The sequence below is a fragment of the Microcystis sp. LE19-10.1B genome, assembly GCF_027530565.1.
GTDB lineage: Bacteria > Cyanobacteriota > Cyanobacteriia > Cyanobacteriales > Microcystaceae > Microcystis > Microcystis aeruginosa.
In genome coordinates this window covers 1-13,806 of the sequence record NZ_JAPZQM010000258.1, presented here as the reverse complement: position 1 = coordinate 13,806, position 13,806 = coordinate 1, and the positions used below count along the sequence as shown (strand labels likewise).

Genomic DNA, 13,806 nt, shown 5'->3' with positions numbered 1-13,806 from the left:
AGCATCCCACCGAAAAGCTAATGCGCGGGGGGTTTGGGGGCGGCGCCACGCCCCCAACGGGGGGTTTGGGGGGTAGAACCCCCCAAAAGCTTGGATTGATTAATAAAGTCGGAAGTAATGCCCAATTTTATCAGAGAGTTTTCGCGTAAAAATCCCAACTTGCTAGATTTACAAAAATAAGATGTACCCTGCTTTATCCCTATCCTCAAGGATACCAAAATTAGCTAGAATGAAATAATAGGCGATAATCTCATCTCAACAACTTCACCAAAATATTAACGATGGTCAAAGCATCATCTCCCTTATCTCTAGAGCATCTCTATCATGTTCCCACCTACACTATAGCCGATACTGCGCGCTATCTCCATATTCCTTTACCCACTCTGAGAACGTGGGTACGAGGACGCACCTACCCCACTAAAAAAGGACAAAAAGAGTTTTTACCCCTCATTCAACGACCTAATCCGAATATTCCGCAACTTTCCTTTACTAACTTAGTGGAAGCGCACGTTTTAAGAGTTATTCGCAAAGTTCATAACATCCCTCTCGATAAAGTTAGACTTGCCCTAGACTATATTAGTGAACAATTTAACACCGATCATCCTCTAGTTCAAAAACAATTTAGTACCGATGGAATTGACCTTTTTATTGAACAATTTGAACATTTAATTAATGCCTCCCGTTCGGGACAATTGACGATGAAACAATTCTTAAATAATCTCTTAACTCGTATTGAATGGGATGAACAAGATATCGCCACACGGCTTTTTCCCACTATCGACATAAATGGGGAAGACTTCAGCAATAAAGTCCTAAAGATAGACCCTAATATTTCCTTCGGAAAACCCGTGATCACAGGAACAGGAATTCCCACTAAAGTTGTCACAGAACTTTATGATGCGGGGGACTCTATAGAAGATATTGCCAATGATTATAATTGTCAACCTTGGCAAATTGAAAAAGCGATTTTATTCGAGTGCAATTGGCAAGCGGCATGACCTATCAATACACCTATTTTATAGACCGCGCTTTAGGAAAATCTATCGGTGAAGCTTTGCAAGAAATAGGGGTTAAAATTGAATTTCATCATGCCCATTTTGCCCCAGATGCACCGGATACGGATTGGCTACCTATTGTTAGTCAAAGAGGATGGATAGTATTAACTAAAGATGTAAACATTGGTAGAAATATTTTAGAAGTTCAACAGATAGCCCGTTATCAGGCTCAAGTATTTGTTCTAGTTTCTGGCAACTTACCTCGTCAAACCATGATTAATATTTTTGTCGAAACAATCGATAAAATCGAAAGAATAACCCAAGATAATTAAGCCCCTTTTATCGCCAAAATTTACCAAAATTGTCAAGTCAAATTGTGGAAAAATAAAAATGAATTAACCAGAATAATAGAAACTATGTAAAACTTATTAAAATATTTTTTATTCAGTAAAAAATTACAGCTAAATTTGTTGACAATATTCTCACCATTACCTTTGAGGCAATTGTCGAAATTGTCTGAGCAGTGAACCGGTTTAATCAACTTCTTAATCCCCCCACTTGCTGTTAAATTTATCTCCGTTCACTTCACCCAGGGGAAGGGGGGGACTTCTGGCGAGATTTGAGTTAAACTAGAAAGGTTGACTATTGACAAACATCGATCGCACAGGAGTAAATTATGTCTAGAGTCTGTACTATGACGGGGAAAAAGGCCAATAACGCCTATGCGGTGTCCCACTCCCACCGTCGCACCAAAAAATTACAAGAAGCTAACCTACAATGGAAAAGAGTTTGGTGGTCGGAAGGCAACCGTTGGGTAAAACTACGCATCTCCACCAAAGCTATCAAAACCATTGAAAAGAAAGGATTAGCCGTCTTCGCTAGAGAAGTAGGCTTAAACTTAAATTTGTACTAAGCGAGTAGTTCGGAAGTGGAGACGAATCGGCTGTATGGTTTACTCCTCTGCTTTTGATTATTAAGTATTGCAACAGGGCGTGATGTGGGGTGAAAACTACCTTTAAGATTAAAAACTTAAAACGACCTGTTCAGGAGAATTTCAATGTACTCAACCCTATTAATGGCCGCCACCGCCGTGCAAGGTTCCAGCGAATGGAGTCCCAAAGTGGCGATTGTCATGATTATCTGCAATATTCTCGCTATTGCTTTCGGTAAAGCGACTATTCAACAACAAAATGTCGGTCCTGCTTTACCTTCCCCCGCTTTATTCGGTGGTATGGGATTAGGCGCTTTACTGGGTACTACCAGTTTTGGTCATGTCCTCGGTGCCGGTGTCATCCTCGGTCTTTCCCGTCTGGGAGTTATCTAAATATGTTTTGATTTTCTCAATCGGTGGCCAAAAGTCACCGATTTCTTTTGTGAAAAATTCTGGACTATATAAGTAGGTAGGTGTTAAAAATTATCAGATGCCCCCCTTATTAAGGGGGGATTAAGGGGGGACTAAGGGGGGATCGGCACCCCCCTTATCAAGGGGGGCAGGGGGGATCAGAGGCAAAATCTATCTTCTATTTAATTAGAACCACTTACTTATAATAAATATGACTTTACCTCAAAAAAATTCTTTTTGGTACGATGAGCGATTTCAGAAGATTTTTCTACAGGTAATTATCCTGCTAATTGTCTGCCTAATTTTCTGGTTTTTTGGCCGCAATTTAGTGATTAATTTCCAACGCTTACGCTTAAGTTTTGGCTTTGGCTTTCTCTTTGATCCCGACCGACCAGCCTCTTTTGCTATTGGTGACTCTCCTATTGCCTACAGTCCCACCGATACCTATTTTCGCGCTCTTTTGGTGGGATTAGTTAATTCCCTCCGCATTATGATTACTGGCATATTTTTGGCGATTAGTCTGGGAATAGTCATCGGGTTAGGTCGCTTGTCGGATAATTGGTTAATTCGTCAGTTAGCAACAATTTATGTGGAAACTATTCGCAATACTCCTTTATTATTACAATTATTTTTCTGGTATTTTGCTGTATTTCTAAAACTGCCGAAGATTGAGGACTCTCTAGAGTTTTTTGGCAGGGTATTCTTAAATAACTCAGGAGTCTATTTACCTTTTCCCGCTAATAGTTTCAGGACATGGTTAGCCTTAGCTATCATTGCTTTAGGAATAATTATCTCAGTATTTTTATACCTAAAAAATAAACTTAGTTTATGCCTAACTAGCCTACTAATCCTAGTTATAATTCCTCTAATCTGGGGTTTACAATGGCAAAGTCCCCAAGTTAATCCTCTTAATCAAAATATTGACTTTGGTTTACATCTTTCTTCTGAGTTTGCTACTCTCTTAATCGGTTTAACTGTTTATACAGCTGCCTTTATTGCGGAAACGGTACGGGGGGGGATTCAATCGGTTAATCGGGGACAATGGGAAGCAGCTAAAGCCTTGGGATTAAAACCTTTATTAGTGATGAGATTAGTAATTTTTCCCCAAGCTTTGCCAGTGATTATTCCTCCTTTAACTAATGAATGTTTAAACCTGGTTAAAAACTCTAGTTTAGCGATCGCTATTGGTTATAATGATATTTATGCTATCTCTAGTACCATCGCTAATCAGACAGGAAAAGCTCTAGAGATGTTAATAGTAGTTATGTCCACCTATTTATTCTTTAATCTGGTGATTTCTCTGGCTATGAATCAATTAAACAAACGGGTAAAAATTCAAGAAAGATAGGGTGTGTTAGCGAGTGCGTAACGCACCGAATCGCACCAAAAGGTAGTGTAACGCACCAGAATTTAGTGATAAATTAATTAATGAGCATTAGCAGAATATAAAGCGGTGATAATTGCTGTCACCGCAGGACTAAGACTAGATAAAACTACCACAGAAGCGGTGGCAATGATGATAGTAGTAGCCATTCTCACCATACCATCTGTACCTTTTTGATAGGCATCAAATTTATAGTCTATGCGATCAATTTTTTGTCCTATTTCATCTCGCCACTTACTGAATACGTCCTGGGATTGGCTGAATTTTTCTTGCAAATCACTAACTTCATCACTTAATTGAATCAACGCCGCTCTGATGTCATCATTACTGGGATTTTCGGGAATTTGCATGACCTTGATTAGCAATCAACTAACAACCGCATATATTATAGCAGTTCTTAGCCATAAATTACAATTTTTTATCAGGAGGAGGAGTCAATCGCCAGCGCACTAAAAAACTATCAATACTTTCTAAACATTCCAAGTCATCTTTAGGTAAATAAGAATCTTTTGACAAGAAAGAAAAAGCCTGCTGAAACTCTTGACTATCAGCTTGAATCGGACTAGCAAAATGACAAGGAATAACCTGTTTAATCGGCCATTGGTAAATTCTATCAACCCATTGACTAACCTCGTCAGTAGTGCGATTAAGAATCAAAGTTTGCAAAATTGGGGCTACTATTAACCTCCCCTCTCGACGCAAATTTAAAAAAGTCCTTTGCCAATCATCCCCCCATTGAAAAGGGAATAAACCAAAATAGGCTTTTTTACTCTTTTCCTTAGCAGTAAAAGCATCTCGAAAGACCTTAATCCAATTGGGAACAGCTAAAACAGGAGGTTGAAAATAAAGAGCAAAAAGACAAATTCTCTGCCAACCCCGACGGCGATTTTCTGGGGTATCCTCCACCAAATCCTTAGCACTATTTTTAGCGTGAAACAGGAGAGGATAGGGGTCTAATTCTAAAATAGCGGGAGGATTTTCTGGGATAGAAATAATTCCATCAGTCAGCAGCAGAGTTTGAGAGTAGTGATGAAAAAAAGCCACCTCCGAGAAGTATCCCACATTCAGATCAATTGCGGGTAAAATTTCATAACTAAAATCTTTTCCTAAAGGAGTGGTTGCCGAGTCAGCAGGTAAAATTTCCGTTCGTTTTGCCGGTAAACCCAACCAACTCAAAGGTAAATTAAGAGGAAAACTCCATTGATTAGGAGCAACATAAACTATAGCCTTAGGAAAATAACGGGCAAAAGGACCAACAAAAACCTTATGTTCAATCCCAGAAATCGTCGGCAAAATAATATATTTAACTTCCCCGTGTTCACCTTCCAACTCACGCATTAAGCGAATACATTCAGGAGTCGGGGCCACTGGTGCATAAACAAATAAACCCCCGGATGCTAACTTAATTACCGTCATGCGAATCGGCACGACCACATAAAAAATACCCTGCAATTGCTCAAATGTCCAGAGCGTATCTTTCACCACTTCTTGGCGAATTGTCCGTCTTTGACCGTAGGGATAAAGTGGTACAATTGGCCAAAAAGGCCATGATAAATCTTGCGGAGTTATTGCGGCTTTTGTCATCGTCTGATTCTATTGCTGAAAATCTCTATTTTAGTTATCATAAACCCTTCTAATCCCCATGACTGATAAACTGCCCATTGATTCTTTGGTCAATACTTGGAATAGTCTCACGGGGGAAGTGATGAAAAGACTCCCCATCGACCAGTTGACTAATACTGTCCTCCAGTGGTTTAGTGTTAGTGACACTCAAGTGGCGGAAATTTTAGAAAAAGTCCGTCAAGAATTACCCACCACCGAGGCGCTGTTAATCGGCAAACCGCAAACGGGAAAAAGTTCGATTATTCGGGGAATAACGGGAGTTTCGGCGGAAATCGTCGGGCAAGGTTTCCGTCCCCACACCCAAAACACCCAGCGCTACACCTACCCCGCAGAAGACTTACCCCTGTTGATTTTTACCGATACGGTGGGGTTAGGGGATGCCTATCAACACACAGACAGGGTAATCGCGGAATTATTAGCAGATTTAGCCGAAAATACGGGACGGGCCCAGGTTTTTATCGTGACGGTAAAAATTAATGATTTTGCCACCGATAGCCTCCTAGAAATTACCAAACAACTGCGGCAAAAATACCCTAAAATACCCTGTTTACTGGCTGTCACCTGTCTTCATCAGCTTTATCCTCCTAATACCGTTGATCATCCCCCTTATCCTCCCGATTGCGAGGATATCAATCGCGCCTATCAAGAAATTAAAGAAACTTTTAAGGATTTATATGACAATTCTGTGCTAATAGATTTTACCCTAGAAGAAGACGGTTATAACCCCGTTTTTTACGGTTTAGAGGCATTTAGAGACAATTTAGCCGATTTATTGCCAAAAGCCGAGGCTAACACCATCCACCAACTTTTAGATCGGGAAACCAGCAATAAATTAGGCAATCTCTATCGGGACGTGGCCCGACGCTATATGTTAGCCTTTTCCGTCATAGCGGCGACCTTGGCGGCGATTCCCTTACCCTTAGCGACTATGCCCGTTTTAACCGCCCTACAAGTGTCAATGGTGGGGGTTTTAGGCAAATTATACGGTCAAGTCTTAACCCCATCCCAGGCCGGTGGAGTCGTAAGTGCGATCGCTGGAGGCTTTTTGGCCCAGGCCATCGGTCGGGAATTGGTGAAATTTATCCCCGGTTTTGGCAGTGTTATCGCCGCTTCTTGGGCCGCCGCCTATACCTGGGCCCTAGGAGAGGGCGCTTGTGTCTATTTTGGCGATTTAATGGGGGGTAAAAAACCCGATCCTAAAAGGATTCAAATGGTGATGAAAGAGGCTTTTTCTGCTGCCCAAGAAAGATTTAAAAATGTCGCTACGGGAGGAGATAATTAAGCGGTATTCAAAGATTATAGCGGTAAGCGCTTGAGTGAGATACAGACCAAGCTTTGCCTAGCATGGTTTATAGCTTGTGACACTGTACCTAATACGACTGCACACCGCTATAAGCTAGTGAGGTACACATATTTTTCTTCCCTTTTGACTTTTGCCTCTTGCCTTTTGCCTAAAACCCATAACTTTTGTACCTCAGCAGACTGAAAAACGCTATATAGTCATTTCAAATAAATCTGATACACTCTAGAGCGATGGGAAAATATCTTAAGAATTTGTGGTATGTAGATATAGATTTGTCCAGTGTGCCAAAGTGAAATGACTAATAACAGTTATCAGTTAGACGTTTTCAGTGCAATACCGAAGGCACTGCCTAATACTGTGCCGAGCTTGTAGCCCACATTCCGCACCCTAAGTGTCACAACGTCTCAAAAGAGGAAGGGGCGTGAGTCATACTAAATCCAGTTATTAAAAACTGATTATTTATTCTCCCCTTTGCCTTTTGCCGTTCGGACCTCGGCGTGAGACTTCGGCGTGAGACTTCGGACGTTCGGCGAGCTCAGTCGAGCCGCGTGAGCTTTTGTCGAACGCTTTTGTCGAACGCTGATCTCACGGCCGAAGCCTGTTGCTTTTTGCCTGTCCTGATATGTAGCCTATACTCAACGGATTTAGTATCAAAATACTTATCTAGAGGAGTGAGTTGGCGGCAAGCTGCCGCCAACTAAGCCGAAATTTTCAGGGTTCCCCCGGTCATTCTCAATAAACAGTGCTTGTTGAGAATGACCGGTCCATCAGACTTAACATCTAGCGGGAGATGTTCGAGTTGCTCGCTTTGTTTTGTCACCCCTTGAAGTCAATCCATCTGGTCAAGATAAGAGATAATATTCTTGGCAAGGTTTGGGGAAAAATCTCAAAATGTTGCGCCTCTCGTCCGTTAAGTTGCTAATCTTTTGATTGTCTTGAATAGGTCGGAGATGAATTCCTTGGAAGCCCTGAAATATCCAGCGTAACGTCGGTCGGTCAGTCAACTTACCCAACGGATTTTTCAGTCCCGTCTCCTGCTGTTTTAAACTTAAACGAAGTTGTCTTTGACCAATAGTATAAACCAGCAGGCACAAGCCCCTTAGCCTGGCCAGGACCTCAATTCTCTGGGGAGATTTGAGAAAGACACTGTCGGCAAAAAAGCTGGGGTCTTTGAGAAAAGAAAATCCTCTTTCCGGAGCTTGTTGCCCTTTATATTTTTTGATAATATCCTCACTTTCAGACTTGAATTGGCCATTCATGGTCGAACAGCCCACTCGCCTAAGTTTTCCAACAATTCCTATTTTTTCATAATTAGGGGTCTCAAGACCCCCCTAGCGGACGCAGAGAAAATCCTCACCAGCTAAGTCTTTTTACTCAAGTCTCTAGACGGGGACAGCCAATGTGACAGTTGAGGATGCGGAATGTGGGTTACACGGATGTCGGCTGTACCTCAGTATGCCATAATGAATGTAGGAAAAGTATTGCACACTACCAAATCATGCCAAATCCCAATTTCGATTCGGTGATTGATACGTTCACAATCGACGATCTGTTTTTTCTCCGTTATCAATATCGCGTCTACAAGGAATGGAACAACGATCCCCGTCTCGCCGTTCTGCCGGGCTTCAATCCGGGTGTGACGGGTGCCAAGGCCACCAGCGGCATCCGCTTTGTCGATGGCACGGATCAATTGCGTTACCAGGTGGGTGGCGGCATCACCCCCACCACGGCACCCTACCCCTTGTCCACCACAGATCCGAAATTCATGGCTGGGGGGACGGGCACGCTGTTTCGCCGTCTCACCAGCCAGAGCTTCACGCAAGCCACGGGTGGTTTCCAGATCAACTTCCAGACGGGAGCGGTCGTCTACGACCAAAACTATACGCTTGATTACAGCCTTCGCGGCTATGCCAATCCCAGCAATCCCGACATCTTTGATGCCAGCCCCAGGCTGATCAGCAATCTGGTTTCCAATCAAAGCGGCAGGACAGCGCTGCAGTTGTTGGATGATCCCTACGCCAGGGAGTGGACCCAGGCTGGCACCCAGGCCGGCAAGCGGGTGAGCCAGAAAAACAACACCCGCCATGAAACCATTCTCACCGGTGGCAATGGGGTGAATGGCTCCAATACCGGAAATCCCCTGCCGAATTCAGGCTTTTTCGCCCTGTTTGGCCAATACAACGACCACGGCATGGATTTTCTCGCCAAGGGCAAGGATGGCAGCCTGCTGATCCCCCTGCTCCCTGGAGACAGCCTTTACACCCCTGGCTCGCCCACCAACTTCATGGCCCTCTCCCGCACCAACACGGTGCAGGTGGAGATCGGCGAGGGCAGCCGCGATGCCCTGGTGGCGGAGCTAGGCCTAGCGGGCTACAGCCGCCCCAGCCAATGGGATGTGGACAATGAGAACGCCGCCATCGGCACCAGCTTCACTGGCACCAGTGGGGGGACCTTGGTGCTCAATGAGCAGCTGATCGTGATCAATGCGGGCGCCACCCTCAACGATGTGGTGGCCACCATCAACAGCAAGGCGGCCTTCACCGGCGTGGTTGCCTCCACCACCACTAACGACAGCGGCCAGAGCGTGCTGAAGCTCACCCCACGCAATGGCGAGAGCATCAACCAAACCTCCGCCTTTTTTGATCTCAACCAGGTCTATGGCTCGGTGGAGAGCCATGCCATTTTCATGCGGGAATACAAGGGCAATGGCGAACTCACGGGCCGGCTGCTCACAGATCCGCAAAACTCCACCGCCCGCTGGTTTGACCTGAAAAAGAATGCCGAGCGCATTGGCCTGACCTTGCGCGATCGCGATGTGCTGTCTGTGCCCCTGGTGGAGATCATCCCCCAGGGCCAGCCCAATGCGGGGCGCTATGCCTTTGTGGTGCTCGACAAGGTGTCGGGGCAGAAGAGCTACGTCTTTGATACGGCGGCCGTCACCTCCAATCAGGTGCTTGCCAAGGCCGGTTCAGCCTTTCTGATCGATCTGGCCAGTGACTGGAAAGGAGTTCCCCAGCCTGCTGGCAGCGATCCCTTCAAAGCCAACGGTGATCTGAAGGATCCCTCTCGGCTGAATCAACACGCTGTGGGCGGAGATGGGCGCCTGAATGAAAATATTGGTCTCACGGCAATGCATGAGATCTTTGTCACAACCCACAACAATATCCTGTCTCAGATTCAGGCCAATCTCGCCCAAAATGCCGGAAACAATGGTAATAACCAGGCCCTTTCCGGACAAGAGCTGTTTGAAATCGCCAAGCTGGCCAATGAAAACTTCTACCAACACCATGTGTTGCAGGAGTACGCGCGGCGCATTACCCCCAACCTGGGTGCATTCGCCGGTCCCAATGCGGGCAACAACAACAACGCCGGCTTCAATGCCAGCATCTTGGCGGAATTCGCCTCCAGCGCCTTTCGCTTCGGCCATTCCCAGCTCACCGAAACCGTGGCCCTCACCTCGGTGAACCAGCAAACGGGCCTGGCTAACCCCGGCGGGCAGATGGACATCCCGCTGCTGCAGGCCTTTCTCGCCCCCCAGATCTACACGGGCGACACGGCAGGGCAGATCGCCGCGGGGATGAGCCAGCAGGTGGGCAACGCCACCGATGAATTCATCACCAACACCCTTCAAAACGCCCTGGTAGGCCTCCCCTTGGATCTGGGTGCCCTCAACATCGCCCGCGGACTGGATACCGGCATCACGCCCCTCAATGAAGCCCGTCGCCAGATTCAAACCTACCTTCGTGGCGTGCGTACCTCTCCAGATGGGACCACCGGGTTGGTGCAGGCCAACAATGCCATTGACGCCAACCTTGCGGCCCTGGAGGCCAACCTGCGGCCTTATATCAGTTGGAGAGATTTTGGAGCCCATCTGCTTCATCCCGAATCGTTGAAGACGTTCATTATGGCCTACGCCCGCGATGCCATCCTCAGCGGCTATTCGGGCAATGCCGATCTCTCCTATTGGAATCAACTGCAAGCCAGTCCGGCTCCCGGCGCGGCCGCCACCTACGCCGCCGCCCTCTCCGCTGCGGCGGATTTGGCCATGGGGGATGGGGCCTTCATGGGCCTGCTCTACGGCGGCAGCAGCACGGATGCCCTGAATCCCTCAGCGCCCGTGAACACGCCCAGCGGCAACCAGGACTTCCAAAAGATCTCCCTCTGGCTGGGTGGATTGGCAGAGGCCAAAACCCCCGGCGGTATGCTTGGCCCCACCCATGATTTCATCTATGCCTACCAGATGCAGCAACTGCAGCGGGGTGATGAGGCCTACTACCTGAGCAAGCTGGCTGCCACGGATCTGGTGGAGGAAATCAAGGGGAAGACGGTGGCCGACATGGTAATGGCCGCCACGGGAGTGAAGCATCTCTACCACAAGATCTTTGCGGTGAATGATGCTGATTATGAGCGATCCCTGCAGAGCTTCAACACCTATTCTTCTGAAGCTTTATTGCTTGGGGCCACTCAGACGGTGGTTGATATCACCGGAACTCAACGGTTGGTGGGCAGGGCTGGCTATGTGAATGGCGTGCTTGTCGGCAATGGTGGCAACTACCTTGATGCCCGCGGCGTGTTCAGTCCCAACGGGGAGGGCAAGGCCAGCGAGCTCTTTGGCGGCACCAGCGGCGCCGATCAATTCAAGGGCTTGGGTGGGGATGACTGCATGTGGGGCGATGCAGGCGCGGACACCTTCTGGGCCGGCGATGACAATGACTTTGTCGATGGCGGTGAAGGGGATGACACGATCTACGGTGAAAACGGCTTTGATATGTTGCGTGGGGATGCCGGCAAAGATCAGATGTATGGCGGCACCGGCAACGACGATATGTATGGCGGAGAGGGGAACGACAGCCTCTTCGGTGAGGATGGCGCCGATGATCTCAACGGCGGCAATGGCGACGACGTTGTCAGCGGCAGCCTCGGCAATGATCTGGTGAAGGGACAGGCTGGTAACGACACCCTCATCGGCGGCCAGGGGAACGACATCATCACAGGGGGTGGAGGAAACGATCTCTTCACCTTCAACGAAGCCCCAGGCCTCAATGGGGTGGATCAGCTGCGGGACTTCACCTCCGGTGTGGACAAACTGGTCTTCGACAAGATCGTCTACGCAGGCCTGAGCGGCTCCACCCTCACCGCGGCCCAGCTGCGGGCGGAGGCCGGGGCCACGGTGGCCACTACGGCGAACCAACGCTTCATCTACAACCTCTCCAACGGTGATCTGTTCTTTGATCCCGACGGCACCGGCGTTGTCGCGGCCACGCAGATCGCCAACCTGAACCGCTTCAATCCGGCCTTCCCCTCGGATGTGGCGTCGGCCAACGCGGTCTTCCCCAACCTGGTCAGCAGCGATTTCTTCCTGATGTGAGCGGCCCTGGAAGCGTAATAAATCATACTGGATTTTATTGCAATTGAGAATCAATTACGGCGGTTGCTTTATTCGTCTGGCACAGCTAATTCCTTATTGGATAAGCTTTTCCGCGTGGAGAATGTACCAGACTAATCCTGAATCCGCCGTAGTTATTGAGAATATGGAAGGCAATTATGAGCGTTTCAGAGACTACATTCTCAATAAGTTGCCACAAAATCTCGGCTTAATGAGAACCAGAAAATTTCAGGACTCACGGTTCGCTCATTTGAAAAGCGTTTAGCACATTGACACTCCCGTCGCTAAAAGCGAGGGATTCTTGGTTCCGCCGAGTTTCCTTAATCTGGCAGGACGTATCCAACATTCGCCAGGGGGGGGTTTCGGTATGCTCTACCGTACTTAGTCCTCTTTTCAGAATATTGATAGCGGCGTTAATGTCTCTATCTTCTACATAGCCACAATCGGGACAAATCTATGTTCTTGTAGATAGAGATTTAACGCGATGTGCAACTATATTTTTAGTCTTGATTTACAAGGCTTTCAGAAATTAGCAGAGATAAAGTATCCTCTGGAACCCTGATTCTGTCGTTTTTAGTCGCACATCGCGTGATTTAGGTACTTTTTGAGCACAATTAGAGCAATTTTGACTTGTGTTGTGAGGTGGTACGGCTACCGTAGCCTTACCATATTTAGGGTTTGCTGAAAAAGTTTTTCGTGGGGGCAGGGTGTGGGCTTCGGCCGTGAGCTTTTGCGTTCGACAAAAGCTCACGCCGAGGTCCGAACGGGTGTAGGGTGTGGGGTGTAGGGTTTTACCCATTTTCAGGGAAAAAGTCCCGGAATTTTCCCCCCGATCCCTCCAATGGCTGGCACTTTTTGATGTCCAAAAAGTCTAAAAGTCTTACCCAACAAGGTTTTTAGATTTATTCAGCCAACCCTATCTCGATCGCATTTCCTATCAGCGCAAAATGAGTAAACGCTCGCTCCTCCCCCCATTACCCACAGTTAAAAACGAAAGGAAAAAGGCAGTAAATCCGAGAGATTAAAACGATAATTTTGCTGAGTTCCACAGATAATAATCTCCGCTTGCGGCGCTAATTCGGCTATCCATTGACGACAGGCTCCGCAGGGAGTTAACTGACTAATATCATCCTTGTCCACCCCATCGATACAGGCTATAGCGATCGCCCGTACTTCTCGATCGCCCGCTGCGACTATTTGCGCTAAAGTTGCCCTTTCCGCGCACAAACTCAAGCCATAACTAGCGTTCTCTACATTAGTACCAGCATAAATCTTTTTATCTGTCAAGACCGCTGCCCCCACCCGAAAACGGGAATAGGGAGAATAGGAAAGTTTCGCCACTTCCCGAGCAGTGTCACAGAGTTGTTGTCTTTCTTGGTCAGATAGGGTCATCGGCTAGATAGCATCCGAGGCAACTTTGATTACTTCTTAATTATCGCTTTGGTCGTGCTTTGATGACATCCGAGCAAGACGGCCATTTGCCGTTGAGATAAATTTCCCTCTTGACTAGGTTGGTAGAGCAAGTTTCTTTGTTCTATGTTAAGATGTTGGTGGCTTAGTTTTTGGGATTTGTTGTTGTATTGAGCGGACAATACCTCATGAGCCTTTCTCTGTCAACTCTTAAGGAGTCGTGCCAGCAATTCCAAATTCAAACGGTAGTGTAGGATACAGAATTGATTTCGCTTCTGTCCCTCAAAATAGAGTGAACGAGTTGCCCATTGGGTTTTGCAGGAATGGAAGTCCAAGATTTGAGTTTTATAGGGATGCTGAGCT

The 13,806-nt window shown here is 46.9% G+C and carries 9 protein-coding genes and 4 pseudogenes; 7 read left to right on the top strand and 6 right to left on the bottom strand.

What is annotated here, in order from left to right; all coding sequences use genetic code 11:
- The first annotated feature begins 281 nt into the window (after nucleotides 1-281).
- The 5 genes and pseudogenes from O9332_RS09360 (at nucleotide 282) to O9332_RS09340 (ending at nucleotide 3,685) form a co-directional block, all read left to right on the top strand.
- Nucleotides 282-998 (top strand): DUF433 domain-containing protein, encoded by a 717-nt coding sequence (locus O9332_RS09360; protein WP_016516788.1) that lies wholly within the window; start codon nucleotides 282-284, stop codon nucleotides 996-998.
- Nucleotides 995-1,417, top strand: a pseudogene (locus tag O9332_RS09355) (PIN-like domain-containing protein). Before O9332_RS09360 ends, O9332_RS09355 begins: the two are co-directional and overlap by 4 nt.
- Nucleotides 1,418-1,671: 254 nt before the next feature.
- Nucleotides 1,672-1,908: a 50S ribosomal protein L28 gene (rpmB, locus tag O9332_RS09350; protein WP_002732080.1), complete on the top strand. Its 237-nt coding sequence runs from the start codon at nucleotides 1,672-1,674 to the stop codon at nucleotides 1,906-1,908.
- A gap of 144 nt (nucleotides 1,909-2,052) precedes the next feature.
- The gene (psaK, locus tag O9332_RS09345; protein WP_002760753.1) at nucleotides 2,053-2,319 is read left to right on the top strand and encodes a photosystem I reaction center subunit PsaK; all 267 of its coding nucleotides are present in this window, start codon (nucleotides 2,053-2,055) and stop codon (nucleotides 2,317-2,319) included.
- Nucleotides 2,320-2,548: 229 nt separating this feature from the next.
- A complete protein-coding gene (locus O9332_RS09340) occupies nucleotides 2,549-3,685 on the top strand; it encodes an amino acid ABC transporter permease (protein WP_288025089.1) in 1,137 nt (378 codons plus the stop codon).
- A 77-nt stretch (nucleotides 3,686-3,762) separates the two neighbouring features.
- Here the strand turns inward: O9332_RS09340 and O9332_RS09335 are convergent, their stop codons facing one another.
- Both O9332_RS09335 and O9332_RS09330 read right to left on the bottom strand, forming a co-directional pair.
- Complete coding sequence (locus O9332_RS09335; protein WP_002760756.1) at nucleotides 3,763-4,071, bottom strand: ssr2422 family thylakoid membrane protein; 309 nt, start codon at nucleotides 4,069-4,071, stop codon at nucleotides 3,763-3,765.
- Nucleotides 4,072-4,129: 58 nt separating this feature from the next.
- Nucleotides 4,130-5,305 carry a DUF4336 domain-containing protein gene (locus tag O9332_RS09330; RefSeq protein ID WP_002760764.1) on the bottom strand — a complete coding sequence of 392 codons (1,176 nt, stop codon included), beginning with the start codon at nucleotides 5,303-5,305 and terminating at the stop codon, nucleotides 4,130-4,132.
- Between the two features lie 58 nt (nucleotides 5,306-5,363).
- Here O9332_RS09330 and O9332_RS09325 point away from each other — a divergent pair, with 58 nt between their 5' ends.
- A complete protein-coding gene (locus O9332_RS09325; RefSeq protein WP_288025084.1) occupies nucleotides 5,364-6,626 on the top strand; it encodes a YcjF family protein in 1,263 nt (420 codons plus the stop codon).
- 863 nt (nucleotides 6,627-7,489) lie between these two features.
- Here the strand turns inward: O9332_RS09325 and O9332_RS09320 are convergent.
- Nucleotides 7,490-7,882, bottom strand: a pseudogene (locus tag O9332_RS09320) (IS1634 family transposase); the annotation flags it as partial.
- 263 nt (nucleotides 7,883-8,145) lie between these two features.
- Between O9332_RS09320 and O9332_RS09315 the strand changes: the two are divergent.
- The gene (locus O9332_RS09315; protein WP_288025081.1) at nucleotides 8,146-12,015 is read left to right on the top strand and encodes a peroxidase family protein; all 3,870 of its coding nucleotides are present in this window, start codon (nucleotides 8,146-8,148) and stop codon (nucleotides 12,013-12,015) included.
- Nucleotides 12,016-12,268: 253 nt separating this feature from the next.
- On the opposite strand, the pseudogene O9332_RS28375 reads toward O9332_RS09315, so the two are convergent.
- From O9332_RS28375 to O9332_RS09295, 3 genes and pseudogenes are all read right to left on the bottom strand, one after another.
- Nucleotides 12,269-12,511: pseudogene (locus tag O9332_RS28375) on the bottom strand (zinc ribbon domain-containing protein); the annotation flags it as partial.
- 506 nt (nucleotides 12,512-13,017) lie between these two features.
- Nucleotides 13,018-13,425, bottom strand: coding sequence for a cytidine deaminase (cdd, locus tag O9332_RS09300; RefSeq protein ID WP_288025079.1), 408 nt, complete (start codon nucleotides 13,423-13,425; stop codon nucleotides 13,018-13,020).
- Nucleotides 13,424-13,625 (bottom strand): annotated as a pseudogene (locus O9332_RS09295) (helix-turn-helix domain-containing protein); the annotation flags it as partial. The gene cdd and the pseudogene O9332_RS09295, both read right to left, overlap by 2 nt.
- Nucleotides 13,626-13,806: the final 181 nt, after the last annotated feature.